Raw genomic sequence first — 25,239 nt, forward strand, 5'->3', positions numbered from 1 at the left:
CCTCCCTTGCGCCTTGACCCTGTCGCTACTGACAGACCAGCGGGCCAATCAGCGGCACCTGCTGCTGTTGCAGATCCATATCGAACTGCGCATGACAGCGCTGGCCATCGGCCAGGCCGACTTCCAGGCGGTTGTGTTGCGCAAGGTTCTCCAGATACACCAGCCCATCCCAGCCGACCACCGCCCGAGCCCCACTCGGCTGATGGGTCACGCTGCTCCCCAGAGGCAACTCCCGTTGCTGGGCATCCACCAGCACCACGCTGGCGGCGATCACCCGGGCCAGGGGAAACTCCAGCAGATAGCCGCTGCCCCGGCGAACCGCCACCCGTTGCTCGACACTCGGACTCTGCACGTTGGCCGGCAGGTTCAGCGGATCGATCTCGTACTTGCCCCGGTAGTAGGCGCTGCTCCAGGGCACCAGCAGGTGACCGCTGGCGTCGGTCCGGCCCACCAGCTGGTTCTCATAGCGCACCGGTATGTCCGGGTAGCCGCCGGTGCTGACCACCACGAAGGCGTCGTCGATCTGGTTGGCGGCGAACAACTGGCGGTCCATCCACACCAGCGAACCACTGGCATCGGCCCAGCGCGTCTCGGCTTCGCGAGTGCCATAGACCCCGGCCTGCAGGCGCACCGACTGCAGGCGCCAGGTGGCATCCGCCTGGCGATAGTCGGCGCCGGCGCCGGTGGCATAACCCAGGTTGTAACCGACACCGCCCTCAAGCGGCACCGAGCGACTGAAATTGACCCGCTGGCGGTTTTCCCCGGTCTTGCTGCGCTCGTTGCTCAGGCTCAGGCTGCCGTGCAGATCGAAGGGAATCACCAGTTGTGCCTGCATGGCCCACTGGCTATCGCCGATTTCCCGGTTGGCCGACAGGTAGAAACTGCTGTTGTGCCACAGCGGCTTGCTCCAGGTCAGATTGAGCAAGCGGGTACGGCTCGAATCGGCGGCCAGCACATCGAAATAACCGGCTCCCAGGCTGCCATAACGGTCCAGATTGAGGCTCAGGGTCAGTTGTTCGCTGCGCTGGCTGAGTCGGGTGTAGGGGCTGTCGAGCAGACTCAGGTCGGCGTACTGGTCGCGACGCTGCATGCGCTGGTAGGCCAGGCTGAAGCGCTGGTTGTTGTACTGGTAGCCGAAGCTGAACTGCTGGCCGCCACTGCCGTCGAAGCGGCTCTGGGTGAGCGCGGTGTTGAGCACGCCGAAGTGGCCCAGGCGCAGGTTGCCGCCCATTCCGCCCAGCGTCAGGGAGTCCGCGGCTTCGGCATGGGCTTCCAGGGTCAGGCTATCGCTCAGGCCATGGCGCAGGCTGCCGGAAGTAACGCCCGGGCCATAGCCGAAATCACGCAAGCCGTAGTCACGACGCAGGTTGCCTGCGGCCACCGAGAAGTCCGTCAGGCCCTTCTGCAGCAAGGTGCTGGTGACATAGAACGGCACCGTGGTCGATACCTGCCGCCCCAGGGCATCGGTGGTCACCACCACCGCCTCTCCCGCGCCGTTGATGAAGGGAATGTTGGTCAGGGTATAGGGGCCGGGCTGCAACTCGCTGCTGCTGGCCTTGTAGCCGTTGATGAACAGGTCCAGGGAGGACGGCACCGCCGCTTCACCGGCAAACTGCGGCAAGGGATAGGTCACCAGGTCTGGACGCACGGCGAAGTCCCGTGACAGCTGGACCCCGCCCAGGCGCACCGAACTGCTCCAGGGCAAGGCGCTGCTCACCACGTCACCCGCCTCATAGGTCAGCAGGCGTTCCTCATCGGAAAAGCGCCAGGTGGTGTCGTAGCGCCGATAGCCATTGTTCAGCGAAGCGCTTTCAACCCCGGACAGGGTCCGCCGGTACTGCCCGGTATTGGACAAGGTGCCCCAGCTGTCGAACAGCCGCACTTCGTTCCAGGCCGCCAGGTAAGTGCCGCCGTCGTCGGTGTCATTGAGGTACAGGTCATAGTTGAGCAGCGCGCCGAAACTGCTCAGCGCCGGGGTCCGTGGGTAGGCCTGGCGACTGCCGATGAACTGCTCCGGCAGCCAGTCCGCCGGCACATCCAGCAGCAAGCGCTGGCCCTGGCTGTCGTAATCGCTGTGCAGCTGCGGCAGGCTCTCCAGATCCACCTCGCTTCCCACCCCCTGCGGCAGCTTGATCCCGGCGTCCTGCAGCGTCTGCAGCGGCATGAACAGTCGCCCGGCGCGCTGCTCCACCGCCACCACCTTGCCCGTGTTCATCCGATTGATCACCAACTCCAGAAACAACTGCGCATCGGCCATCGACTCCAGGCTGCTGGGCGGCGGCGGTAATTCGCCGGCCTGGAGCGGACCACTCAGCATCACGCCCCACAGACCGGCCAGCAGCCCTTGCAAGCGCCAGTAACGACGAGCCGGGTCCCGGCTCATGGCGGATTCAAGTCCATCTGTGGACATCTCCATCCCAAGGCAAATGCGCCATCGCGCTCACATCCGTGCGTAGCTGTGCCCGATCGCCCTTTTGCCGAGCGCCTCACCGCGCCTGTGGATCAGCGTGCAGGCGCCAGGGTCTGTACCTGCGACGCACCGTTGATCCGCAGCTGCAGGGTCGCGTCGGCCGCCAGAGGCTCGGTCAGCGGCCAGCGCATCACCGCACCGGGCAAGACATACCCCAGCAGGCCCGGCGCCAGCGGCCGGGTCTGTGTCCCCTGACTGAACCCGACATCGGTCAGGCGCGCATGCACCGCGCCCTGATTGCGCAATTCGAGGAACGTCTTGCCGTCCTGCGCCACCTTGCGCCAGCTCAGGTCGGGGACGCCGGCGCCCTTGGGATCGCGCTGGCGAGTGGTGTCCTCCTTGCTCCAGAGTCCTGCGCCATAGGCAAACAGCGGCACCGAGTAGCGCATCTGGAAGCGAATCGCCGCAGCGCTCTTGGCACCGTCCTGCGGGGTGATGGGTTGGGCCGAGGGAATCTCGTCGATGATGATCCGGTACGCCAGCTCCTGCCCCGGCGGTACTTCACGGGTACGGGTCAGGCGCACCAGTTGTTTCTGCCCGGGTTCGATCTTCGCCACCGGCGGGCTGCCGATGACCTCGCGCTGGTTCTGGTACTGATCGGCAAAGCCGCTCTGACTCCAGGCAAATACCCGGATCTGCAGATTGGCAGTCTCGGTGCCGCGGTTTTCCAGCCACAGGGCACTGGCCTGCTGATCCGCCTCCAGCACCGGATCAATCGGCCAGATCAGCACCGAACTGGCGGCCTGTACCGCGGGCACACCGGACAACAGCCCGGCCAGTATCAAGTGACGGGTGGCCTGCAGGCCCCGCAAAAGTAAATACATACTGCTACTCCTTGTCCGCCTGCCGGCTGATGGTCGATTCGCCCCTTCACCACGACAGCTGCACCTGCAGCACGTCGCTGTACGTCCCCCCAGGCTGATTGCCCGGCAACTGCACCTGCCCGTAGATCGGCAGGCTGATGTTATTGGCATCGCTGTAAGCCACGGCCACGCTCTGGCCGATCCCCAGGCTCTGGCTGTACCCCGCATCGCGAAACAGCTGATAGGCGACCTGGGCACTGCCGCTGTTGATCTGCATGTGCCGCCCGCTGCTGTTGTACTGGCCTCCGTCCACCGTCATGTTCAGGGTCACCCCCGGGGTGCACTGCAACTGCACGCCACCGGTCAGAGCCACGCTGACCGTGCTGGTGGACAGCGCCGACTGGCTGCCGAACGCCAGACTCCCGTAGTTGCTGACACCGCCCACCACCAGGCAGCCGGCGGTGATGGTGGCGCTGACCTGGAAGCTCTGGCTGGTGGCGGCACTGATCCACACCGGCCAGGCACCAGCACAGATCAGGGCCAGCAGCGCACATCCGGGGCGGGCCATGGCATCAGAAGGTCAGTTGTACGGACACCGTATCGGTGTAGGTGCCGGCCGGTAGCCCGGCCTTGCCCACTGCCTGGCCATAGAGATTGACGGTCTGCGCCACCCCGGTGCTCGGTGCCAGGTTGATCACCCCATTGATCGCCACGATCTGCGAATGCCCGGAGTCGGTGTACAGGTCGTAGGGCACGTAGTTGGCCACACCGTCGTACAGCGCCCGGGTGCCGCCGCTGGACTTGCCGTCATTGCTGCCGCCCTGGATGGTCAGGCTCGGGGTGGTGCCGCTGGAGCAAAGGATCGACAGCGCTCCGCCGCCACCGCCCAGCACCTGGCCGCTGGCGGTAGTGAACAGGCTGTTGGTGGTGCCGAAGTTCAAGGCACCGAAGTTCAGGCCGGTGCTGCCACCGACGCCATTGACCTGACAGCTGCTGGTCAGAATCAGGGTCGAGCTGATCTGCCCGGTGACCGTGGTCGCGGCGTTGGCCGTTGAGACCATGACCAGTCCCAGCAAGGGCCAGCCGATTCTCGATACAAGCGGGTGCATGATGTGCGTCCTCTCATGAGTTACCAATCCAGCGTGATGGTCAGGGTGTCGGTGTAGACCCCTGCCGGAACCGCGCGGGTATTCGCGACCACCGAGCCAAACACCGGAATGGGAATCCGCCTGCCGCTGCTCACTGCGAAATTGCGCTGCTGGTCGATGCTGTAGCTGTCGCTACCGGATGCATCGACGAACAATCGATAGGGAATGGTCTGGCGCCCGTTGCTCAGGCGCCGGGTCGTGCCGTCGCCATTGAGGCCGCCATTGATGGTCACGGTGAACCCGGTGACCGAGGGGTTGCAGGCCACCTGCAAGCGGCCTTCGGCACTGTCGCTAAGGCTGGCCTTGATCGGGTTGACCCAGGTCGGACCTTGCCGGCCGAAATCGAGCAGGCCCGAGTCGCTGACGGGACCTGCGGCAGGATCGTTGCCGGCGCTGCTCACCTGGCAACTGGCCTGGATCACCAGGCGCGCCTGAATCTGTCCGCTGATCGCCGCCTGGGCATCGTCGACCAGCAGGCACAACGAACCCAAGGCGATGATCGTCCAGTTCCTGCCCTTCATTGCTGCCATCCCGGTTCCATCAGGACTCCCACCTGAGCCGTCCATCGTCGACGGCTTTCCCTGTTCTGCCCGGGATCCCCCGCAGCAGGTGTCATGGCCCTGCCTTCACCAGCTCAGGGTCACCTTCAATAGATCGGAATAGCCTCCGGCTCGGGGAATCTCGGCCAGGGGCTCGATACGTCCGTACAGAGGCAGATCCACGCTGCCGGAATCCGGCACGCGTCCGCTGACCGGGACATTCACCGGCAACGGTATGCGCCGGGCCGGGTCCTGGTACAGACGATAAGGAATGGGTTTGCCCAGCGAGCGGTTGCTGGCCAGATAGCGCACGTCGCCGACGCCGCCATGCAGGCCGCCATCGACGCGCAGTTGATAGGGCGTATCGGGATTGCACTCCAGCCGCGGCCGGCGGCCACTGGGCAGCGCAGCGGTCAAAGGCCCCGCGACGTCATCCAGGCGCGCGCTGCTGCCGAAATCCAGAGTGCCGAGCTGCTCGATACCAGCCTCGCGCTGTTGCCCCAGCAACTGGCAGCCATGCAACACATCGACCCGGACCTGTACCTGCAGATCCGCGGCCCCTGCCGTCGCACAGAGCAACGCGCTCATGACAGCCATCCCCTGGTATCCATTCAAGGCCTCAATCCTTGTGAGAAGCATTCGCTGCCATCAGGTTAGCAAGCAGCAGGGAAACCGCCAGTTTGTGTATTAATTGGCCAGATTCCGGCCCATCCGCCCCCCACCTCCGAGCCATGCTCTTTAGAGATCACTGGTCGACAGGTTTCCTATTGGTTAAATTGTCGCGCCGCTTCTAAGGTGAGCGGCCCGGAATCATCGAGGTAACCGCTCTTGGCCGCTCTACCGCCAAAACCTGCACCGACCCGCTCTCCCTGGCGTCGCCTGTTCGCCAGGCCCGCGCAACGTCAGAGCGCTGCCGGTGCGGTCATCCGCGACTACTTTCGCCACAGGGCCCAGGACCTGGGCTACACCCTGAGCCACAGCCAGTTGCGGGTGATCGACTGCATGGCCCAGCAGGCCGAGGGCCTGGCGCACTCACCCGGCAAGGCCCAGAGCCTGTACTTGTACGGTGCCGTCGGCCGAGGCAAGAGCTGGCTGCTGGACGGCTTCTTCCGCGCCCTGCCTCTCGCGGAAAAACAGCGCCTGCACTTCCATGACTTCTTCACCCAATTGCACCAGGGCATGTTCCGTCACCAGCAACAGGACGACGCCCTGGAAACCACCCTGGACGAACTGCTCAACCAGTGCCGGGTGCTGTGTTTCGACGAGTTCCATGTCCACGACATCGGCGATGCCATGCTCATCACCCGGCTTTTCAAGGCCTTGTTCAAACGCGGCATCACCCTGCTGGTCACCTCCAACTACGCTCCCGAAGGCTTGCTGCCCAATCCGCTGTACCACGCCCGTTTCAAGCCGGTGATCGAGCTGATCAAGCAGCGCATGCAGGTCATGGAAGTCGGCGGCCCCCACGACTACCGCAGCCAGGCCAGGACCCACGAGCAGCAGGTCTTCACCCAGGGATGCTATGTGTGGCCCGGCACCCCGGCCCAGCGCCAGGCCCTGGAACTGCCGGAACGCCATGCCCCGGCGCAGCCACTGAGCGTGGGCGCGCGACAGCTGACCGTGCGCCAGATCCAGCAGCGCAGCATCCGTTTTGAATTCAACGACCTGTGCGAACAGCCCACGGCCGTCATGGACTACCTGGAACTGAGCCGCCGCTTCGATACCTGGATCATCGACGAACTGCCCGAACTGGGAGAATGCTCGATCGCCGCCCAGCAGCGCTTCATCAACCTGATCGACGTGCTCTACGACCAGGACAAACGCCTGCTGCTGATCGGCCAGCGCCCGCTGGCTGAAAGCCTGGGCGGCCATGCCATTGACCTGGCACGCACCCGCAGCCGTCTCGGACAACTGCGGAAAATCGGTCCCGAGCTGGACCATGACTGAACCAGCGCACACCGGCATGCACAGGTTGCCGCTGACCTTTTTCCAACTGCTTGACCTGCACCTGAGCAACCTGACGCTCGAACACCCACGCCGGTTTGGCCTGCTGGCGTTCTCCCCCGCCGAATTCACGGCAAAGGGCTACGAACTGATCGGCGAGCCTACGGACTTTCACTTCTATGAAAAGAGCCACTCAACGGGTTACCACCAGCGAACGCTGGAAGTGGTTTTCAAGTGCTACTTCTACCGCCAGCAACAGGTTGGCAGTGGCTTCAACCTGATACGCGGCGTGCGCCTTACAACCTTGCTCAAGTACCTAAAAGGGTCGTCCGGGGCGGGCCACAGCCCGGCCTTCTACTTCTCGCACGACAAGACAGAAGGCGCGGTGATTCTGGATGACCGGCAGGTGCTGCGTTTCAACCAATGGAGTGCCAAAGGCGCTTATCTGATTGTCACCCTGGAAAGCGACTTTGACTCAAGCAACCCCTTGAGCAGGATGGCTACCGAGGCGGTCAAAAAGACCTTTGAACACCACAGCCTAGAGTCGATGCGCAAAGAGGCCCGCAACCTCAGGTCCCCCGCCGCATTCCGCAGGTTGGCCAGAGCCATGCACGATGAAATGTCATTGCCATACATGCCATCGAACGGCCGCCAGCCTTTTGCGAGTCCTCCTGGATGACGGGCCGGCCGGGTTATCGGCGTTTGGCGTCAGCCCGACCATCCATGGGGAGTTCATCGAGGAGCTGGAGGCGTTCGGGGAAGAGCAGATGGATGTCGATTGGGTTGGCGTCTGGCAGGAACGGCGCGCCGTTCCTGCCTAGACGATACGACAAGCGCTATTTGGCGGCCCAGGCATTGAAGCGCTGGTGCAGTTGCTCACCATGGTCGGCCCAAAAGGTCGGATCCATTGCCACCTGCTGTTTCAGATCGGGTAGTACGCTGAGCCGTTGCTTGCTGAGCAAGGCATTGGCGCGCTGGTTTACCGGTGCATAGGCAATGTGCTGCGCGTAATTTTTTTGTTGCTCGGCTTCAAGGGTGTAGTTGATGAACTTGAGACTTTGCTCACGATTCTTCGCACCACGGGGTATCACCCAGGCGTCCATGTCATAAAGACCGCCGTTCCAGACGATTCGCAGGTTGCTCTGCTCCTGTACGGCGCTGATCCGGCCACTGTAGGCGGAGCTCATGACCACATCGCCAGAGGCCAGGTATTGAGGCGGCTGGGCGCCAGCCTCCCACCACTGGATGCTGGATTTGATTTCATCGAGTTTGCGGAATGCACGATCCTGTCCCGCCTCGGTGGACAGCACCTTGTAGACCTCCTCTGGAGCTACGCCATCAGCCAGGAGCGCGAACTCCAGGGTGTACATAGGGCCCTTGCGCAGGCCGCGTTTGCCGGGAAATTTCTGCAGGTCCCAAAAATCTTTCCAACTGCTGGGGGAGCTGGTGAGCTTGTCGGCGTTGTAGGCCAGCACCGTCGACCAGACGAAGAAGCCCGCGCCGCAGTTTTGCAGCGCACCGGGAAGCAGTTCTTCAGCCAGCTTCGGATCGACGCTGAACTCTTCCAGCAAACCATCGTCACAGGCGCGAGCCAGCTCGGGCAGCTCCATTTCAACGACGTCCCAGGAGACACTGCCGGTGTCCACCATGACTTTGATCTTGGCCAGTTCGCCGTTGAACTCACCGGCGATGATCCTTGTGCCGTGCTCAGCCTGATAGGGCTTGTAGAACGCTGCAACCTGAGCGTCCTTGTTCGCTCCTCCGTGGGATACCACTGTGAGGTCGGCAAAGGCTGAAGTGGTCGCGAGGGACAGCGCCAGCAGCATCAATGGCAGAGTCGGTTTCTTAGTCATTATTTGCGTCTCCAGGTGATTGAGGCTCAGGTCCCAAAAAAGGATCTGCTGCTACCTGGAAGAGTCTTGGTGTCGCCTGCCGCGCCTGCAATCGTACCAAGTTAGGATTCCACGATCGGCCTTGGTACGTTCGTATGAGCGGGCTTTGCTGGTGGGTATCGGGGTGGCATGCTGTGGGCCCTCCATGTTCCAGGCCTGATCGAATACGCCATGTCATTGACCGTCAGCGACATCATCCAGATTCCAGCATTGCGCACGCGCCTCATCGGCGGAGCTCAGGGGTTGAACCAACCGGTTCGATGGGCGCACGTCTGCGAGCTGGATGACCCGGCGCAGTGGTTGGGGCCCGGGGAACTGTTGATGAGTACCGGAATGGGTATTCCCTTGGGGCCAGAGGAACAGTGGCGTTATATCAAGCGCCTGCAGGCGGCCGGCCTCGCGGGACTGATGATTGGCGAGGGCATGCAGGCACCGGAGGATCTGCAAGGCCTGCAGGACGCCGCCGACGCCTTGGGTTTCGCATTGCTGCTGACCGAGTACGGCGTGCCGTTTTCCTCGGTGACCCGGGCAGTTGTCGAAGCCGCTCAACAACAAGAGGTCGAGCGTCGGCAGGCCATTGCCCGGCTCTACGAAAGTGCACGCATGGGCATTCAGGGGTTGGGGCTCGAAGCGCTTTTGAAGCGTCTGGAAAAAGACGTGAAAGCCAGCCTCAGGCTGCTTGATCCGCAAACCCTGGAGCCCTATCTGGCCGGTCTTCCAGAGGTCGTTGCCGCACAACGCACAGCGCTGCAACAGCGCTTGAAGCCTTCGGGCAATGTGCCTGTGGTGCAACGCTGGCGTTCAGATGACAACGATGTGTTGCTGATGTTGATGCCCAGTCGACGTCCTTGTGTCCTGGTGGCACAGGGCGAGGATCTGCCGGACTACGGTCTGCTGCATCACATGGCGGCGGTCTTGGGCATCGAGCTGGAGCGACTGCAGGTCGAGCGGGAACGACATCTGCGACTGACCTCGGAACTGCTCGATGATCTGTTCCAGCAACGCTTGTCTGCAGGCCAATTGGCCGAGCGCCTGCGAGGGTTTGGCGCATCGCCGGAGCATCTGCGGGTTGCGGTGATGCACAACGCCGGTCGGGAGCTGGCCGAGCTGGATGACCTGTTGTCACGGACCGATGCCAAGGTGTTGATGCGCGTGCAGGGTGACGAGCTGATACTGCTGCTGTGGGGGGAGCACAGCCCCCCTATGGTTCAAGCGCGCTTGCACCAGTGCCTGGGCCTGAGTAATCCACTGGGGCATGCCGAACGCGGCCTTGAGGCATTGCGAGAGGCACGCTTGGCCTTGGCGCATGCCAGCACCGAGCAGCCCTTGGCCTGCTACGAGCAGACAGAAACGATGGCCCCATGGCTCGCGCAGAGCCTGGAGGGTGCGCAACAGACGTTTCAACGGGTACTGGGTAGCCTGCTGGAGTATGACCAACTGCAAGGCACGCAATTGCTGCGCACCTTGCAGGTATTCCTGCAGCAGAATCGCTCCTGGTTGATCGCCGCGAAGGCGCTGCATGTGCACAAGCAGACGCTGGTCTATCGCATCCGGCGGATCGAAGAGATTACCGGCCGCTCCCTGGATCACACCGAGGACGTGGCGATTCTCTGGTTTGCCCTGCGCAGCGCAGAGGTCGCCGGGCTACACGAGCGTATCGCTGGCTTCAAGGAATGATCACGAAGCTTTTTCTCACGGTTTCGCGGATGTCCCACTCGCCTTGGCAATTGGCGGGAAAAAATAGCGCATCGCCAGCATTAATCTCTATCGCCGGGCCGTGATCGGGTACGAAGAAGCCGTATCCGGCTATGAAGTGACTGAACTCACGTTCCAGTACCTGACGGCGCCAGCGTCCGGGCGAACACTCCCAGACTCCGGTCAGTAAGGATGCGCCAGCATCCTCCATGCTTACCCGAGTCCTTGCCACCAACTCGCCGATGGGTTGCTTGACGTCAACCGGACCTCCCAACGCCAATCCTGAAGTGTTACTGAAGATAATCGGGGCACTCATGGCGACTCCTTTGATTCACGGTTTTTTGTCTTCAAGACCGGCGGGTGCCAGCTTGCTTAGCGAATGGGCCAACCAGGATGGCGCGCGACCCAAGGCTTGCGCACGCTCCTTGCGTTTGACGGCATCGCGCACTAGCAGGCCGCCGCAGTAGCGCAAGGGCTCTGGCGGGAAGCGGCGCAAGGATCGATTGACCAGCCCGCAGCGGCTCCACTGGTTGTCCAGATCCAGAGCCAGACTGGCGAGAATCTTCCCCCCCAGACGACTGGGCCCGACGCCATTGCCACTCCAGCCCACGCCGTAGATGACTTGTGGTGCATCCTGCAGATGGCCGAACACGGGCAAGCTGTCATAGGTCCTGTCGATGGGCCCCGACCAGCGGTGTTCTATAGCCACATCGGCAAGCTGCGGGTAGAGGCGCCGAAAGTCCTCTTCGACCTCGGCATGCAACTGCGGCAACTGGTCATAGCGAGTGCCGACCCGGCTGGCAAACGACATCAGGCCGGTGCCCTTGCCAAAGATGATTCTTCCGTCCCGGGTAGTGCGGTAATAGTCGACCATTTGCTGGGAGTCGGTAATGGCTTCGCCACCGGTCCAGCCGATGGCCTGCAGGCGCTCGGGGATCGGCGCGGTGGCGATGATGGTGCTACTGACCGGCAACACACTGCGCCGCAGTTGCGGTAGCTCGGCAGACCAGGCGTTGGTGGCCAGGACGACGCGTTGAGCACGGAGCTGACCGTGATCGGTGTACAACCGCGTGGGTTGGCCGTACTCCATTTGCCGAACCCGACTGTTTTCGAAGATGCGCACCCCCTGTTCCAGAGCCACCCGACGCAGGCCGCGTACCAGGCGAGCGGGGTGCACTGTGGCATTGCCCGCCTCAAATACCCCTTCCAAATGCACGGGGGAGCCGCAGCGACGAGCGATCTCAGCGTCGCTCGGACTGCTGAACACCTCCTCGCCCAATTTTGCACAGGTGTGCAGCACACTTTGCCAGGCGCCACGTTGGGCCTCGGTCGTGGCGGTCCATAGCCAGCCTGAACGCACGAAGTGCGCGTCAATCGCGTGTTGCTCGCAGAAGACTTCAATTTCTTCGATGGCTTGCGCGGAAGCTCGAGCCAGCCTCAGTGCTTCCGTTGCACCGCACAGCGCAGTCAGGGAACTGATTTTTGGCCACCAGGACATGACAAAGCCACCATTGCGCCCCGAGGCACCTGCGCCACAGATGTCCTGTTCAAGGATGGCTACGGTTTTTTCGGGCGCCAGTTCACGAATGCTCAACGCTGTCCATAATCCGACAAAGCCGCCGCCGATGATGGCGACATCCACATTGCAGTGGCCTTCCAGCGCAGGCGCTGGATTGAGCTCGTCCGCCAATTCTTGTAGCCAGAGAGATCGTTGCATCGTTGATCCTGCCGATGTTTATCGAGCATTCACAATGAGAGCAATCAGGGCTGTCGGACAATTGAGCGAAGTACAGAAAATCCGTGCAGGGCTTGTTCGAAGGTATGAAGCAGCACCATCACACGCTGAAGCGGGCCACCTCGGTTCTTTAGGCTGCCGGTACTCGGGACCGATTTTCTGCAGTTGCGCAAGGGCAAACAGCCACTCAGGCAGCAAAACCGACCGATCTGCTTTATCCTCCCCGCCCCTGTCCTTCATTCGAGTGTTGACGCTGTTCATGGATACCCTTGCTCAACTGCGGGCCGGCCAGCTGGCCGGAATCAAGCGCCTGGATCTGTCCTGTGGACTGACCGAGTTCCCCCGGGAGATCTTCGATCTCGCCGACTCCCTGGAAATCCTCAACCTCAGCGGCAACGCCCTGGACAGCCTGCCCGATGACCTGCATCGCCTGACCCGCCTGCGCATTCTGTTCTGCTCGGACAACCGGTTTCGCGAAGTGCCGGCCTGTGTCGGCCAATGCGCGCAACTGAGCATGATCGGCTTCAAGGCCAACCGTATCGAACGGGTGTCGGCCGCCGCGCTGCCGCCGCAGTTGCGCTGGCTGATCCTCACCGACAACTGCATCAGTGAATTGCCGCAAGAGCTGGGTAACCGCCCGCTGCTGCAAAAGCTCATGCTCTCCGGCAACCGCCTGACCCGACTGCCCGAAAGCCTGAGCCAGTGCCATCGCCTGGAGCTGCTGCGGATCGCCGCCAACCAACTGAGCGAACTGCCACCCTTCCTCCTGGCCCTGCCGCGCCTGACCTGGCTGGCCTACGCCGGCAACCCGCTGGAATCGGAAGCCGACGCCACGGCGCTGGCCTCCACGCCGAGCATTCCCTGGAGCGAACTGAGCTTGCAACAGCGCCTGGGGGAAGGCGCCTCGGGGGTGATTCACCAGGCCCAATGGCAACCCGCCGGGCAACCGCCGCGGGCGGTGGCGGTGAAGCTGTACAAGGGCGAGATGACCAGCGACGGCTCGCCGCTGCATGAAATGAACGCCTGCATCAGTGCCGGGCTGCACCCGAACCTGATTCGCGTCGAGGGTCGCATTGTCGATCACCCCCAAGGCCAGAACGGGCTGGTGATGCAACTGATCGACTCCAGCTACCGCAACCTAGCGGCGCTGCCGAGCCTGGACTCCTGCTCCCGGGATATCTACCCGGATAACGCGCACTACAGCGCCAGCGTGATGCTGCGTATCGCCCGCGGCATCGCTTCGGTGGGCGCCCATCTGCACGCCCAGGGCATTACCCACGGTGACCTCTACGGCCACAACACCCTGTGGGATGAAACAGGCGACTGCCTGCTGGGGGATTTTGGCGCGGCCTCCTTCCATGCCAAGGACGACACCCCGCAAAGCCGCGCACTGCAACGCCTGGAAGTGCGGGCCTTCGGCATCTTGCTGGAAGAATTGCTGGAGCGTGGAGATGGTTCGCTGAGCCTGGGGCAACAGCAGAAACTGACGGCGCTGGTGCAGCGCTGCTGTCAGCCAGAAGTACTGGCACGACCGGATTTTGCCCAGGTTTGCGAGGAATTGGCGGGGCTTTAAAACAGCTTCGCCGGCCAGCCGGCTCCTACAGGGGTATGCAGGAGCCGGCTGGCCGGCGAATCGCGGTCTTAGCCCGCCAGGCCGACGAACATGTCTTGCACGTCGTCATGGTTGTCCAGGCCTTCGAGGAAGGCTTCGACTTCGGCCATCTGCTCATCGCTCAGGCCGCTGACCGGGTTCTTCGGCTGGTAGCCGAGCTTGGCCGACAGCACGGTGAAGCCGTGCTCAGGCAGGGCCTTCTGCACCGCATCCAGGTCCGCAGGCTCGGTGAGGAACAGGGTCGCGCCCTCTTCGCCCGGCTCGAAATCCTGGGCACCGGCTTCGATGGCCGCCAGTTCCGGATCGGCGTCCGGAGTGTCCGGCGAGGCCTCGATCATGCCCACGTGGTTGAAATCCCAGGACACCGAACCCGAAGCGCCCAGCTGGCCCTTGCGGAACGCCACGCGGATTTCCGCCACGGTGCGGTTGATGTTGTCGGTCACGCATTCAACGATCAGCGGCACCTGGTGCGGGGCAAAACCTTCGTAGGTCACGCGGTGGTACTGCACGGTTTCGCCGAGCTGGCCCGAGCCTTTCTTGATGGCACGCTCAAGGGTTTCACGGGGCATCGAAGCCTTTTTCGCCTGTTCCACCACCAGCCGCAGGTGGGCGTTGGTGGCGACGTCAGCGCCGTTACGTGCGGCGATGGTGATCTCTTTCACCAGCTTGCCGAAAATCTTGCCCTTGGCGTTGGCTGCCGCTTCTTTGTGTTTAACCTTCCACTGTGCGCCCATTACTCACTCTCTTGATCTATGGCGTCGAGTTGGATTTGGCCGACGCGATGGGCAAGTTTATACGTCCTCAAGGCCCTGATCGACCAAAAAGTCAGTATCCGGCCGCCGGTCGGCCTGGCCGGCGCAGGTGATCACTTGGGTCTGTGTCATGGCGAGCCGGTGCCGACCCGCGGGGGACGGGTCAGGCGGGGGCCAGGGCAAAAAAGGCCTGGATCAGGCGCAGGTCACGACGTCGCTCGATGCAGCCGAGCATGTGCCGGTTGACCAGGCCCGCGCCGCGAATCGGCACGGTTCGCACCCGCGGGTCGTGACCGACTTCCGCCGAGCTGACGACGCCCACCCCCAATTGCGCCGCCACCGCCTCGGTCACCGCTTCGCGGCTATCCAGCTCCAGCAGCACCCGTGGCTGGACCTGGGCCAGCGTGCAGGCTTCATCAAAGGTACGGCGGGTAATCGAACCGGGTTCGCGCAACACCATGATCACCTGGTCCAGTTGTTCGATGGCAATGCCTTCGGCCAGCGCCAGCCATGGGTGCCCTGCCGGCACCAGGGCACAGACTCGCGACTCGCCCAGGCTTTGCAGGTGCAGGCCCTTGCGCGGCTCGACCTCGGTCAGCACCGCCACGTCGGCGTGCTCGGACAGCAAGGCGGCCAGGGTTTCCTGGGCATTGCCCAGGCGCAGGTTGACCGTCACCCCCGGATATTGCTTGCGCAGGCTGGCGAGCATCGGCATCACCAGGTGCGGGCCATCCGCCGCTACTTCCAGGCGCCCGGTCAGCAATTGCCGGTTGGCCTCGAGCATGGCCTGGGCCTCTTCGGCCAGGCCGAACAGGGCGCGGGTGATGGCCGCCAGCTTGATGCCTTCCTCGGTCAGTTCCACCCGGCGCGCGGTGCGCCGCAGCAAGGTGATCTGGTAATGCTCCTCCAGGGCCTTGATATGCCCGGTGACCGCCGGCTGGCTGATGAACAGCCGTCCGGCGGCCCGGGTAAAGCTGCCTTCACGGGCCACGGCGTCGAATGCGCGGAGTTGAAACAGGTTCATAGCTATCGGCCTCACTGATGGCTGGCATAACAACAAACAATTTGATTGATGACAAGGCAAACTGCAATTTAGTCCCCGTAGCGTCAGCCCCATCTTTTCGAGGACACCGCATGAGCGTCGCCGAGCCCATCCTGCTTACCCCCGGCCCCCTGACCACCTCCGCCCGCACCCGCCAGGCGATGCTGGTGGACTGGGGCTCATGGGATGAGCGCTTCAACCAACTGACGGCCAGCCTGTGCCGGCAACTGCTGGCCATCGTCAACGGCGCCGACAGCCACTGCTGCGTGCCCCTGCAAGGCAGTGGCACCTTCGCCGTGGAGGCGGCCATCGGCACCCTGGTGCCCCGGACCGGCAAGGTCCTGGTGCTGATCAACGGTGCCTACGGCAAGCGCCTGGCGAAGATCTGCGAAGTGCTGGGCCGGGATTTCAGCACCTTTGAAACCGCCGAAGACCAGCCCACCACCGCCGCCGACGTCGAGCGCCTGCTCCAGGCCGACCGCGCCATCAGCCACGTGGCGCTGATCCACTGCGAAACCAGCACCGGCATCCTCAACCCGCTGCCGGAGATCGCCCGGGTGGTGGCCGACCACGGCAAGCGCCTGATCATCGACGCCATGAGCTCTTTTGGCGCGCTGCCCATCGATGCCCGGGAAATCCCCTTCGAGGCGCTGATCGCCGCCTCTGGCAAATGCCTGGAAGGCGTGCCCGGCATGGGCTTTGTCCTGGCCGACAAACACTCCCTGGCCCAGGCTGCGGGCAACGCCCATTCCCTGGCCATGGACTTGCACGACCAGCACAACTACATGGCCGGCACCGGCCAGTGGCGCTTCACCCCGCCGACCCACGTAGTCGCTGCGTTACATGAAGCCCTGCTGCAATACAACGAGCAAGGCGGCCTGCCGGCGCGCCATGCACGCTATGCCGACAACTGTCGGGCGCTGCTGCAGGGCATGGGCGAACTGGGCCTGCAGAGCTTCCTGCCAGAGGCGATCCAGGCGCCGATCATCGTCACCTTCCATGCCCCGAAAGACCCGCGCTACCAGTTCCAGGACTTCTACGAGCGGGTCAAGACCAAGGGCTACATCCTCTACCCGGGCAAGCTGACCCAGGTCGACACCTTCCGCGTGGGCTGCATCGGCCACGTCGACCGCCGCGACATGCAGGCCGCGGTGAGCGCCATAGGCGAAGCCCTGCGGGAACTCTGACTCCCCGTGCCCCTGCAGGAGCGAGCTTGCTCGCGAATCAGGCGCTGCGATCCCCGAACCTTTTTTCGCGAGCAAGCTCGCTCCTACAACAGGCACTGCAAGCATGAACTACAGCAACCCCACCCAGCTGCAAGCGGCGATCCTCGACTGGGCCGGCACCGTGGTCGACTTCGGCTCCTTCGCTCCGACGCAGATCTTTGTCGAAGCCTTTGCCGAATTCGATGTGCAGGTGTCCATTGAAGAAGCCCGCGGCCCCATGGGCATGGGCAAGTGGGACCATATCCGCACCCTGTGCGACCTGCCGGAGGTGGCCGAGCGCTACCGCAAAGTCTTCGGTCGTACGCCCACCGATGCTGACGTCACCGCCATCTACGAGCGCTTCATGCCCTTGCAGATCGAGAAAATCGCCGAGCATTCGGCACTGATTCCCGGCGCCCTGGAAGTGATTGCCCAGTTGCGCGAGCAAGGCATCAAGATCGGCTCCTGCTCCGGTTACCCCAAGCAAGTGATGGACAGGGTGGTGGCCCTGGCCGCCAGCAACGGCTACGTCGCCGACCATGTAGTGGCCACCGACGAAGTGCCCAACGGTCGCCCCTGGCCGGCCCAGGCCCTGGCTAACGTGATCGCCTTGGGGATCGACGACGTCGGCGCCTGCGTGAAGATCGACGACACCGTGCCAGGCATTCTCGAAGGTCGCCGCGCCGGCATGTGGACCGTGGCCCTGATCTGCTCGGGCAACGCCCTGGGCCTGAGCTACGAAGCCTACCGGGCCCTGGCCAGCGATACCCTGGCCAGCGAGCGCCGGCGCATCCACGCGCTGTTCGAAAGCTCGCGCCCGCACTACATGATCGACAGCATCGCCGACCTGCCCGAGGTCATCACCGATATCAACCGGCGCCTGGCCCGGGGGGAAATGCCCCAGAACCATTGATCAAGAGCTGGGTGGGGCAAAGACGGCGCTGCCAGGAAGCATCGCCGTTTTTTTTCGGTCATATCCGCGCCAAAGCTCTGGCACGGGCGATAAAAGCCACAAGCGGCTCAGGCAAACCCGGGGAAAGCGGATTACAGTTAAACCACTCCGTCATTCAAGAACGGAGGCTTCAGACCTGATGACCGAGGATGTCCCGTATGCCCTGGAAGAACACTGAGTCTCGCTACAGCACCATGACAATCACCTTGCACTGGCTGATGCTGGTGCTCTTGGCGGTGGTTTACGCCTGTATCGAATTTCGCGGCATCTTTCCCAAAGGCAGCGGTGGTCGCACGCTGATTGTCGAAGCTCACTTCATGCTCGGCCTGACCGTGTTTGCGCTGGTCTGGCTGCGTCTGTTCGCCCGCGCCCAGGGCGTGGCGCCGAAGATCCTGCCCACCCCGCCGCAGTGGCAACGCGTCTTGTCGACCCTGATGCACTGGGCGCTGTACCTGTTCATGATCACCATGCCGATCCTCGGCTGGCTGACCACCAGCGCCAAAGGCCATCAAGTGATGTTCTACGGTTTCGACCTGCCGCTGCTGGTGCAAGAGGACAAGGCCCTGGCCAAGCAGTTCCAGGGCTGGCACGAGCTGCTGGGCAGCATCGGTTACTGGCTGATCGGCCTGCATGCCCTGGCTGGGCTCTATCACCACTACGTGATGCGCGACAACACCCTGCAACGCATGTGGCGCCAGCGCGGTCAGGCCTGAGCCAGCAGCGCGCGGCGGCCCTGCAAGCCGCCGGTGTGCACGAAGACCAATCGGTAACCCGGAGCAAAGCTCCCGGCCATTACCTGCTCCTGCAAGGCCAGCAAGGCCTTGCCGGTGTACAACGGCTCCAAGGGCAGCGCGCACTGCTGCTCGGTGAGCCGGATGAACCCGCGTAACACATCGTCAACCCTGGCAAAACCGCCACGGCTGCTGTCCAGCAGCTGGTAACCGCCGTGCCCCTGTCCGGCCTGCTGCAAAATGCTCTCGACCTGCTGCGTCACACCGTGATCCTCGGGCACCGCCAGCGCGCCGTACACCGGGCGTGCCCCGGCCTCCGCCAGCACCAGCCCGGCCAAGGTAGTGCCGGTGCCGGCAGCCAGCCACCAGGCGTGATAGTCATTCCAGCCCAGGCTCGGCAACTGCCGCTGTACCTGATCGCGCAAGGTCATGCAGCCCGCTGCACCGGCCAGCCCACCGCCGCCTTCTGGCACCGGGTACAACTCCGGGTACTGGGCCTGCCATGGCGCCCAGAAGCCGGGCGCGTGGCGTTCGCGGTAACCGGCGTAGCCCAGCCAATGCAGGTGCATGCCAAAGGCTTGCAAGTCGAGGACCGTCGGGGTGTCTTGAGGATGGCCGCGCAACAGCCCGACCGTGGGAAAGGCAAAACGCCGGCCGGCTGCGGCCAGCGCATGCAAGTGATTGGAATGGGCGCCGCCGAGGCTGATGACGCCTTGGGCGCCCAGGCTGCGGGCCGCCGCCAGGTGCTCGGTGAGCTTGAACCACTTGTTGCCGCTGATCAGCGGATCGATCAGGTCCAGGCGCAATACTGCCACCTCGACCCCGGCCCGGGTCAGCCAGTCCAGCTCCAGGCGTTGCAACGGAGCCAGGGGTAACCAGTCGAAGGATTCAGGGAAGGACATCGGCAGCGGGTTCGGCAAGCAAGGGCGCGCAGTCTACCAGCTCGACACGCTGGCAGACTGCGCCGCAGGGGGTTACAGCTCGGCCGCCAGGCGCGATCCCTGGTTGATGGCGCGCTTGGCGTCCAACTCGGCAGCCACATCGGCACCGCCAATCAGGTGCACGTTCTGCCCCGCCGCCACCAGGCCGTCCTGCAGCTCGCGCAGCGGGTCTTGGCCGGCACAGATGACGATGTTGTCCACCGCCAGCACCTGGGGCTCACCCGCTTCGCCGATACGAATGTGCAGGCCAGCATCGTCGATCTTCAGGTACTCGACACTGTTGAGCATCTGCACCTGCTTGTTCTTCAGCCCGGTGCGGTGGATCCAGCCGGTGGTCTTGCCCAGGCCGTCGCCGACCTTGGATTTCTTGCGCTGCAACAGAAACACCTGACGCGCCGGCGCATGGGGCTCGGCCTTGATTCCGGCCACGCCGCCCCGGGCCTGGAGCTGGGTGTCGATGCCCCACTCCTTCCAGAACGCCTCGCGGTCCTGGCTGGTGGCCACGCCCTGGTGCACCAGGAACTCGGAAACGTCGAAGCCGATGCCACCGGCACCGATCACCGCCACGCTGTTGCCCACCGGCTTGCGCTGCAGCAGCACGTCCAGGTAGCTCAGGACCTTGGGGTGCTCAACCCCGGGGATCGCCGGTACGCGGGGGGCAATGCCGGTGGCGAGGATGATTTCATCAAAACCGCCAGCCACCAGTTGCGCCACATCCACCCGGGTGTCGAGGCACAGCTCGACATGGCTGGTCTGCAGCTTGCGCTTGAAGTAGCGCAGGGTTTCGTAGAACTCTTCCTTGCCCGGCACCCGCTTGGCGATATTGAACTGGCCGCCGATCTCACTGGCGGAGTCGAACAGGGTCACCTGATGCCCACGTTCGGCGGCCACGGTGGCGGCGGACAGGCCCGCCGGGCCGGCACCGACCACGGCAATCTTCTTGATCTGCTTGACCGGCAGGTAGTTGAGCTCGGTTTCATGGCAGGCCCGAGGGTTGACCAGGCAACTGGTGAGCTTGCCGCCGAAGGTGTGGTCCAGGCAGGCCTGGTTGCAGCCGATGCAGGTATTTATCTCGTCGGCGCGGCCTTCAGCGGCCTTGTTGACGAAATCCGGATCAGCCAGGAACGGCCGGGCCATGGACACTATGTCGGCATCGCCCTCGGCGAGGATCTGCTCGGCGACTTCCGGAGTATTGATGCGGTTGGTGGTGATCAGCGGAATGCTCACCGAACCCCGCAGCTTGGCCGTAACCTTGCTGAACGCGGCCCGCGGCACCTTGGTGGCGATGGTCGGGATCCGCGCTTCGTGCCAGCCGATCCCGGTATTGATGAGGGTCGCACCAGCCCGCTCGATGGCCTGGGCCAGTTGCACGATCTCTTCCCAGGTGCTGCCGCCTTCCACCAGGTCGAGCATCGACAGGCGGAAGATGATGATGAAGTTCGGACCAACCGCTTCACGCACCCGGCGGACGATTTCCACCGGCAGGCGCATGCGGTTCTCATAGCTGCCGCCCCAGCGGTCGGTGCGATGGTTGGTGTGGGCGGCCAGGAACTGGTTAATGAAATAGCCTTCCGACCCCATGATCTCGACACCGTCGTACTCGGCCTTCTGGGCCAGGGTCGAACAGGTGACGAAGTCGCGGATCTGCTTCTCGATGCCTTCCTCGTCCAGCTCCTTGGGCTTGAACGGGTTGATCGGCGCCTGGATCGCGCTGGGCGCCACCTGCTTGGGGCTGTAGGCATAGCGCCCGGCGTGGAGGATCTGCATGCAGATCTTGCCGCCGGCCTCGTGCACCGCGCGGGTGACGATCTGGTGCTTGAGGGCCTCTTCCTCGGTGGTCAGCTTGGCCGCGCCGGAATACACCCCGCCCTCATCATTGGGGCCGATGCCGCCGGTGACCATCAGGCCCACGCCGCCCCTGGCGCGCTCGGCAAAATATGCCGCCATGCGCTCGAAGCCGCCGGGCTTCTCTTCCAAGCCGGTGTGCATGGACCCCATCAGGGTGCGGTTGCGCAGGGTGGTGAAACCCAGGTCGAGGGGGGCCAGCAAATGCGGGTAAGGTGCTCCAGCCATGGTGTCACTCCAGATCGGGCAATCACGGGAAAATGCGGAAGCTCTGCGGCTTCCATCAGTAGTGCTGCACAGCCTAAGAGCAGGGCACCCGCGGCTCAATGACCGTAACTGACAACTTATTGATCCAAACGAGCAGCGCCCCTTGGCAAGTACCTGCACGGGCCCTACCCTAGTCGACGAATCCCGCACTCGGCCGCCGACTGTTTTCCCCATGCGCAAACTCCTTTACCTCACCTTGTCCCTGGCCCTGCTTGCCGTCATCACCCGTTATGCACTCTGGACCCAGGAACGTCCGGGGGCGCATTACCTGTCGGACCTGCGCATCGAGCTGGCAGTGGACCAGGGCGTACCTGCCGATCACGGCAACCTGCTGGCGATCCAGACGGAGCTGTTCCCCACCGATTACCAGAGCCCCGAGCGACTGCACCGCAAGCTCGCGGCCTACCTGCAACAGGCCCGGGACAAGGGCCTGGTGAACGCCAAGACCATCGTCGTGATGCCCGAACACATCGGCACCTGGCTGATGGTCAGCGGCGAAAAGAACGAGCTGTACCAGGCCGTGTCCTTGAAAGAAGCAATGAACTGGCTGGCGGTGAGCAATCCGCTGCCATTCCTCAAGGCATTGATCAGCGCCAGGGGAACAAGCCGCCTGGCCGATGCGCACCTGCGCATGAAGGCGAAGAAGATGGCCAAGGAATACCAACTGCTGTTCGGCAGCCTGGCCAGGGAGTTCCAGGTGACCCTGGTGGCCGGCTCGATCATTCTGCCCGAGCCCAGCGTCAGCCAGGGCCGCCTGCAGATTGGTAGCGGCGCCCTGTACAACAGCAGCCTGGTGTTCGGCAGCGACGGCCTGCCTATCGGTCAACCCCAGCGCCAGCTCTACCCCACCCATGCCGAAAGCGGCTATGTGCGGGGCGATGCCGGACAAGGGGTGCAGGTCGTCGACACTCCCGCCGGGCGCCTCGGGGTGCTGATCGGCAGCGACAGCTGGTATCCGGACAACTATCGCCAGCTCAATGACCAGGGCGCCCAACTGGTCGCGGTCCCGGCCTTTGTCATGGGCCGCGATGGCTGGGAGCGCCCCTGGCGCGGCTTCAAGAGCACCACCACACCCAGCGAGGTCAGCCTCAAGCCGGAAGAAACCAGCGAGGGCGAAGCCTGGCATCGCCTGACCCTGACCGCGCGCCCACCCAGCAGCCTGGCCAGCGCCGGCGCCAGCGTATTCCTGCGTGGACAGTTCTGGGACCAGCGCAGCAGCGGCCAGAGCTTCATCAACAGCCACGGCCAGACATTTGCCGATCAGGGCACAACAGGCGCCCGCTTGCTGAACCTCTGGCTGTAACCCATGAAGACCACGCCAATGCGCCTCGGGGACCTGTCGGTGGGTTTTGTCCACAGCCTGGCGGACGCGGTCCGCAGCCACGGCCAGGACCCAACCCCCTTGCTCGAGCAATATGCCCTGGATCCTGCCCGACTGGCCGAAGCCGGAGCACGCCTGTCGATCCCCCGCTACATGCGCCTGGGCCATGGCGCGATCCAGCTCACCGGCGACCCGGCCCTGGGCCTGCGCATGGGCCGCCTGAGCAGGCTGAGCCAGCTCGGTCTGGCCGGCGTCACAGCCGCCCAAGCCCCTACCGTTCGTGAAGCGGCTCGTTGCCTGACTCGCTTCGAAGCGCTGTACGGCTCCAACTATCGCGGTCAGTCGAGCTTTCACGAGGATCCCGGCGGCGCCTGGCTGCGCTTCTATTCCATCAGCCCATACAACGCCTACAACCGCTTCGTGGTGGACTCGATCGTCTCCGGCTGGCTGCAACAGCTGTCCAGCCTCTGCGGTCAGACCTTACTGGCCGAGCAGATCGACATCGAGTTCGAACGCCCGGACTACTGCGACGCCTACGCCATCCTCGGCCCCACGCCCATCCAGTTCGCCGCCGAACAGAACCAGCTGCGCCTGAGCCAGGCCAGCCTCGGCTTGCGTAACCCGGAGCATTGCCCGAGTACCTGGCGGCATCTGCTGCAGTTGTGCGAAAGAGAGCTGGAACAACTGACCCGCACTCGCAGCCTGCGCGAACGCATCATTCAATTGCTGGGACCTTTGCTCAATGGGGGCCGTGAGCCCGACCTGGAAGAAGTGGCGATGCGCCTGAAGCTGCCGACCTGGACCTTGCGGCGCAAGCTGGCGGAAGAAGGGACGCAATTCCGGGCGATTCTCAATGACACCCGGCGCGACCTGGCCATGACCTACATCCGCGATACCGAACTGGCGTTCGGCGAGATTGCCTATCTGTTGGGCTTTGCCTCAGCCGAGGCGTTTCAACGAGCGTTCAAACGCTGGAACGGCCAGACTCCGGGAGAGTTCCGCCGCAGCCACCGGCAATTCGGCTAAAAAAAACGCCACCGGCGTTACAGCTCGGTGGCGTCTTCTGCTGGTTCCAGAGGATCGAGCTCGAAAGCTTGATACTCCAGCAGTTCCTCTTGGTATTCGTCCATCGCGGACTCCTTTCTCGGTTGATTGAATAACTCTGTGTCCATTGACCGTCGGCACCAGCATAAAGTGCCGGGATGACAGAAAAAATACTACCCCCTCGGTCAGGATTTCTGCAATGGAAACGTAACAGCACATGAGCAATTCAGCTTGCGCCTGATACCGACGTTTTCGGCCCATCCACTAACCGGGAAAACCTGCAGGCATTGCTCGGCATTGCCGCCAACACTTCATTGCCTTAGCAGCGTTGAAAGCTCTGGTCGATGACGGGGAGTTTCCTTACAGGCAGATCAGCGACGCCTTGAAACGTTATCGGATCGACACTGAAAAAGCCGATCCGAGTTCGGTGTAGGCGTCTTAGTAACCGCTGCCCGGCAAGGCCGGAATCGGCTCGCTCGGCGGTGGCAAGTGGCTGGCCGGCGGCGGCGTGATGGTTTCACTGACGGGCGCTGGTTCACTGCTGGCGGCCGGCACGATCGGCGCGGCCTCGGCTGGCGGCGCCAGCGGTTGCGAAACAGCAGGCTCCGGTTCAGCGACGGCAGCCGGCGCGGCCAGCGCGGCAGGCTCGACCACTGGCTGCGAAGCCTTGGGCTCGGGCTTGGTTTCCGGCTTGGCTTGCGGCTCGGACTTGCTCTCGGGAACTCCGAGGTCGGCCTTGGGTTTCTCTTCGATATGCGCGGCCTTCTTGGCCTCAGGCGGCAGGAACAGCTCGACCAGCGCGAAGTAGCGCTCATAGAACTTGGCCGAAGACACCGTCTCGCTGGCCACCTTGACCATGGAGTCGTCGGTGGAACCGATCGGCATCGATACCGAGCCCAACACGCCAACGCCGAGGCTGGCCGAGTTGTTGACCTTCTTCAATGCATAGCGGTCCTGCAGGGCGTTGGCGAATACCGTCGAGCGCTGGTCGCCGCTGCCATCCCGGGCGCAGACCACGTTGAAGCTGATTTCCATGTGGGTCTCGCCAGTCTGCTGGAAACTCTTGTGCCCGCTGACCAGTTTCGGATCGTTGCTGGTGATGATGTAGCCCTGGCTCAGCAACGCGCGGCGCGCGGCTTCACAGGAGGCCGCATCGCTGACCGGATAATTGCGCGAAAAAGTGCCGGAATCATCGAAGCTTTCATGCTCGTAGATGGCGGTCTTGTGCGACGAACAGCCGGCCACCGCAGTCAGCAGCAACACCCCGGCCATGGTGCGCAGATGAAATGATTTATACATCG

The 25,239-nt window shown here is 63.4% G+C and carries 23 protein-coding genes; 9 read left to right on the forward strand and 14 right to left on the reverse strand.

Features of this window, described 5'->3' with window-relative positions:
* Positions 1–25 precede the first annotated feature (25 nt).
* From DNK59_RS11990 to DNK59_RS12015, 6 genes are all read right to left on the reverse strand, one after another.
* A complete protein-coding gene (locus DNK59_RS11990) occupies positions 26–2,383 on the reverse strand; it encodes a fimbria/pilus outer membrane usher protein (protein WP_110723327.1) in 2,358 nt (785 codons plus the stop codon).
* Positions 2,384–2,502: 119 nt separating this feature from the next.
* Positions 2,503–3,294: a molecular chaperone gene (locus tag DNK59_RS11995; RefSeq protein ID WP_110723328.1), complete on the reverse strand. Its 792-nt coding sequence runs from the start codon at positions 3,292–3,294 to the stop codon at positions 2,503–2,505.
* Between the two features lie 46 nt (positions 3,295–3,340).
* Entirely contained in the window at positions 3,341–3,841 is a 501-nt protein-coding gene (locus DNK59_RS12000; RefSeq protein WP_110723329.1) for a spore coat U domain-containing protein, read from the reverse strand.
* 4 nt (positions 3,842–3,845) lie between these two features.
* On the reverse strand, positions 3,846–4,382 hold the full coding sequence (locus DNK59_RS12005; protein ID WP_110723330.1) for a spore coat protein U domain-containing protein: 537 nt from the start codon (positions 4,380–4,382) through the stop codon (positions 3,846–3,848).
* 20 nt (positions 4,383–4,402) lie between these two features.
* Positions 4,403–4,942: a spore coat U domain-containing protein gene (locus DNK59_RS12010; protein WP_092312956.1), complete on the reverse strand. Its 540-nt coding sequence runs from the start codon at positions 4,940–4,942 to the stop codon at positions 4,403–4,405.
* Between the two features lie 105 nt (positions 4,943–5,047).
* Positions 5,048–5,548 (reverse strand): spore coat U domain-containing protein, encoded by a 501-nt coding sequence (locus DNK59_RS12015; RefSeq protein ID WP_092317144.1) that lies wholly within the window; start codon positions 5,546–5,548, stop codon positions 5,048–5,050.
* Between the two features lie 240 nt (positions 5,549–5,788).
* On the opposite strand from DNK59_RS12015, the gene zapE reads away from it, so the two are divergent.
* Positions 5,789–6,907, forward strand: a complete 1,119-nt coding sequence (zapE, locus tag DNK59_RS12020; RefSeq protein WP_110723331.1) for a cell division protein ZapE — start codon at positions 5,789–5,791, stop codon at positions 6,905–6,907.
* Positions 6,900–7,583: a hypothetical protein gene (locus DNK59_RS12025; protein ID WP_177431235.1), complete on the forward strand. Its 684-nt coding sequence runs from the start codon at positions 6,900–6,902 to the stop codon at positions 7,581–7,583. Before zapE ends, DNK59_RS12025 begins: the two co-directional genes overlap by 8 nt.
* 157 nt (positions 7,584–7,740) lie before the next feature.
* Here DNK59_RS12025 and DNK59_RS12030 read toward each other — a convergent pair whose 3' ends face one another.
* Entirely contained in the window at positions 7,741–8,730 is a 990-nt protein-coding gene (locus DNK59_RS12030; protein WP_256596337.1) for an ABC transporter substrate-binding protein, read from the reverse strand.
* Positions 8,731–8,967: 237 nt separating this feature from the next.
* Between DNK59_RS12030 and DNK59_RS12035 the strand changes: the two genes are divergently transcribed.
* The gene (locus tag DNK59_RS12035; RefSeq protein WP_110723357.1) at positions 8,968–10,473 is read left to right on the forward strand and encodes a PucR family transcriptional regulator; all 1,506 of its coding nucleotides are present in this window, start codon (positions 8,968–8,970) and stop codon (positions 10,471–10,473) included.
* On the opposite strand, the gene DNK59_RS12040 is transcribed toward DNK59_RS12035, so the two are convergent.
* Together DNK59_RS12040 and DNK59_RS12045 are read right to left on the reverse strand one after the other, a co-directional pair.
* The gene (locus DNK59_RS12040; protein WP_110723333.1) at positions 10,463–10,807 is read right to left on the reverse strand and encodes a cupin domain-containing protein; all 345 of its coding nucleotides are present in this window, start codon (positions 10,805–10,807) and stop codon (positions 10,463–10,465) included. The genes DNK59_RS12035 and DNK59_RS12040 overlap by 11 nt on opposite strands.
* 15 nt (positions 10,808–10,822) lie before the next feature.
* On the reverse strand, positions 10,823–12,208 hold the full coding sequence (locus DNK59_RS12045; RefSeq protein WP_110723334.1) for an FAD-binding oxidoreductase: 1,386 nt from the start codon (positions 12,206–12,208) through the stop codon (positions 10,823–10,825).
* Between the two features lie 277 nt (positions 12,209–12,485).
* Between DNK59_RS12045 and DNK59_RS12050 the strand changes: the two genes are divergently transcribed.
* The gene (locus DNK59_RS12050) at positions 12,486–13,799 is read left to right on the forward strand and encodes a leucine-rich repeat-containing protein kinase family protein (RefSeq protein ID WP_110723335.1); all 1,314 of its coding nucleotides are present in this window, start codon (positions 12,486–12,488) and stop codon (positions 13,797–13,799) included.
* Positions 13,800–13,867: 68 nt separating this feature from the next.
* On the opposite strand, the gene DNK59_RS12055 is transcribed toward DNK59_RS12050, so the two are convergent.
* A complete protein-coding gene (locus tag DNK59_RS12055) occupies positions 13,868–14,572 on the reverse strand; it encodes a YebC/PmpR family DNA-binding transcriptional regulator (protein WP_092312941.1) in 705 nt (234 codons plus the stop codon).
* A 181-nt stretch (positions 14,573–14,753) separates the two neighbouring features.
* A complete protein-coding gene (locus DNK59_RS12060) occupies positions 14,754–15,614 on the reverse strand; it encodes a LysR substrate-binding domain-containing protein (RefSeq protein WP_110723336.1) in 861 nt (286 codons plus the stop codon).
* A gap of 110 nt (positions 15,615–15,724) precedes the next feature.
* Here DNK59_RS12060 and DNK59_RS12065 point away from each other — a divergent pair, with 110 nt between their 5' ends.
* From DNK59_RS12065 to DNK59_RS12075, 3 genes are all read left to right on the forward strand, one after another.
* Complete coding sequence (locus DNK59_RS12065; RefSeq protein WP_110723337.1) at positions 15,725–16,819, forward strand: 2-aminoethylphosphonate--pyruvate transaminase; 1,095 nt, start codon at positions 15,725–15,727, stop codon at positions 16,817–16,819.
* 103 nt (positions 16,820–16,922) lie between these two features.
* The gene (phnX, locus tag DNK59_RS12070) at positions 16,923–17,750 is read left to right on the forward strand and encodes a phosphonoacetaldehyde hydrolase (RefSeq protein ID WP_110723338.1); all 828 of its coding nucleotides are present in this window, start codon (positions 16,923–16,925) and stop codon (positions 17,748–17,750) included.
* A 197-nt stretch (positions 17,751–17,947) separates the two neighbouring features.
* Positions 17,948–18,502, forward strand: a complete 555-nt coding sequence (locus DNK59_RS12075; RefSeq protein WP_110723339.1) for a cytochrome b — start codon at positions 17,948–17,950, stop codon at positions 18,500–18,502.
* Here the strand turns inward: DNK59_RS12075 and DNK59_RS12080 are convergent.
* Both DNK59_RS12080 and DNK59_RS12085 read right to left on the reverse strand, forming a co-directional pair.
* Positions 18,493–19,422, reverse strand: a complete 930-nt coding sequence (locus tag DNK59_RS12080; protein ID WP_110723340.1) for a 1-aminocyclopropane-1-carboxylate deaminase/D-cysteine desulfhydrase — start codon at positions 19,420–19,422, stop codon at positions 18,493–18,495. The genes DNK59_RS12075 and DNK59_RS12080 overlap by 10 nt on opposite strands.
* Before the next feature lie 72 nt (positions 19,423–19,494).
* The gene (locus DNK59_RS12085; protein ID WP_110723341.1) at positions 19,495–21,534 is read right to left on the reverse strand and encodes an FAD-dependent oxidoreductase; all 2,040 of its coding nucleotides are present in this window, start codon (positions 21,532–21,534) and stop codon (positions 19,495–19,497) included.
* A 211-nt stretch (positions 21,535–21,745) separates the two neighbouring features.
* On the opposite strand from DNK59_RS12085, the gene DNK59_RS12090 reads away from it, so the two are divergent.
* Both DNK59_RS12090 and DNK59_RS12095 read left to right on the forward strand, forming a co-directional pair.
* Positions 21,746–22,876 (forward strand): carbon-nitrogen hydrolase family protein, encoded by a 1,131-nt coding sequence (locus DNK59_RS12090; RefSeq protein WP_110723342.1) that lies wholly within the window; start codon positions 21,746–21,748, stop codon positions 22,874–22,876.
* Between the two features lie 3 nt (positions 22,877–22,879).
* A complete protein-coding gene (locus tag DNK59_RS12095; RefSeq protein WP_110723343.1) occupies positions 22,880–23,920 on the forward strand; it encodes an AraC family transcriptional regulator in 1,041 nt (346 codons plus the stop codon).
* Positions 23,921–24,376: 456 nt separating this feature from the next.
* Here the strand turns inward: DNK59_RS12095 and DNK59_RS12100 are convergent, their stop codons facing one another.
* On the reverse strand, positions 24,377–25,237 hold the full coding sequence (locus DNK59_RS12100; protein WP_110723344.1) for a DUF2242 domain-containing protein: 861 nt from the start codon (positions 25,235–25,237) through the stop codon (positions 24,377–24,379).
* Positions 25,238–25,239 lie beyond the last annotated feature (2 nt).

It is taken from the genome of Pseudomonas sp. TKO26 (assembly GCF_003225665.1).
Taxonomy (GTDB): Bacteria; Pseudomonadota; Gammaproteobacteria; order Pseudomonadales; family Pseudomonadaceae; genus Aquipseudomonas; species Aquipseudomonas saponiphila.

Coding starts and splice junctions, on each gene's coding strand:
- DNK59_RS11990 (WP_110723327.1), bottom strand. CDS start 2,383: ATGAGCCGGGACCCGGCTCGTCGTTACTGGCGCTTGCAAGGGCTGCTG.
- DNK59_RS11995 (WP_110723328.1), bottom strand. CDS start 3,294: ATGTATTTACTTTTGCGGGGCCTGCAGGCCACCCGTCACTTGATACTG.
- DNK59_RS12000 (WP_110723329.1), bottom strand. CDS start 3,841: ATGGCCCGCCCCGGATGTGCGCTGCTGGCCCTGATCTGTGCTGGTGCC.
- DNK59_RS12005 (WP_110723330.1), bottom strand. CDS start 4,382: ATGCACCCGCTTGTATCGAGAATCGGCTGGCCCTTGCTGGGACTGGTC.
- DNK59_RS12010 (WP_092312956.1), bottom strand. CDS start 4,942: ATGAAGGGCAGGAACTGGACGATCATCGCCTTGGGTTCGTTGTGCCTG.
- DNK59_RS12015 (WP_092317144.1), bottom strand. CDS start 5,548: ATGAGCGCGTTGCTCTGTGCGACGGCAGGGGCCGCGGATCTGCAGGTA.
- DNK59_RS12025 (WP_177431235.1), top strand. CDS start 6,900: ATGACTGAACCAGCGCACACCGGCATGCACAGGTTGCCGCTGACCTTT.
- DNK59_RS12030 (WP_256596337.1), bottom strand. CDS start 8,730: ATGCTGCTGGCGCTGTCCCTCGCGACCACTTCAGCCTTTGCCGACCTC.
- DNK59_RS12035 (WP_110723357.1), top strand. CDS start 8,968: ATGTCATTGACCGTCAGCGACATCATCCAGATTCCAGCATTGCGCACG.
- DNK59_RS12040 (WP_110723333.1), bottom strand. CDS start 10,807: ATGAGTGCCCCGATTATCTTCAGTAACACTTCAGGATTGGCGTTGGGA.
- DNK59_RS12045 (WP_110723334.1), bottom strand. CDS start 12,208: ATGCAACGATCTCTCTGGCTACAAGAATTGGCGGACGAGCTCAATCCA.
- DNK59_RS12050 (WP_110723335.1), top strand. CDS start 12,486: ATGGATACCCTTGCTCAACTGCGGGCCGGCCAGCTGGCCGGAATCAAG.
- DNK59_RS12055 (WP_092312941.1), bottom strand. CDS start 14,572: ATGGGCGCACAGTGGAAGGTTAAACACAAAGAAGCGGCAGCCAACGCC.
- DNK59_RS12060 (WP_110723336.1), bottom strand. CDS start 15,614: ATGAACCTGTTTCAACTCCGCGCATTCGACGCCGTGGCCCGTGAAGGC.
- DNK59_RS12065 (WP_110723337.1), top strand. CDS start 15,725: ATGAGCGTCGCCGAGCCCATCCTGCTTACCCCCGGCCCCCTGACCACC.
- phnX (WP_110723338.1), top strand. CDS start 16,923: ATGAACTACAGCAACCCCACCCAGCTGCAAGCGGCGATCCTCGACTGG.
- DNK59_RS12075 (WP_110723339.1), top strand. CDS start 17,948: ATGCCCTGGAAGAACACTGAGTCTCGCTACAGCACCATGACAATCACC.
- DNK59_RS12080 (WP_110723340.1), bottom strand. CDS start 19,422: ATGTCCTTCCCTGAATCCTTCGACTGGTTACCCCTGGCTCCGTTGCAA.
- DNK59_RS12085 (WP_110723341.1), bottom strand. CDS start 21,534: ATGGCTGGAGCACCTTACCCGCATTTGCTGGCCCCCCTCGACCTGGGT.
- DNK59_RS12090 (WP_110723342.1), top strand. CDS start 21,746: ATGCGCAAACTCCTTTACCTCACCTTGTCCCTGGCCCTGCTTGCCGTC.
- DNK59_RS12095 (WP_110723343.1), top strand. CDS start 22,880: ATGAAGACCACGCCAATGCGCCTCGGGGACCTGTCGGTGGGTTTTGTC.
- DNK59_RS12100 (WP_110723344.1), bottom strand. CDS start 25,237: ATGTATAAATCATTTCATCTGCGCACCATGGCCGGGGTGTTGCTGCTG.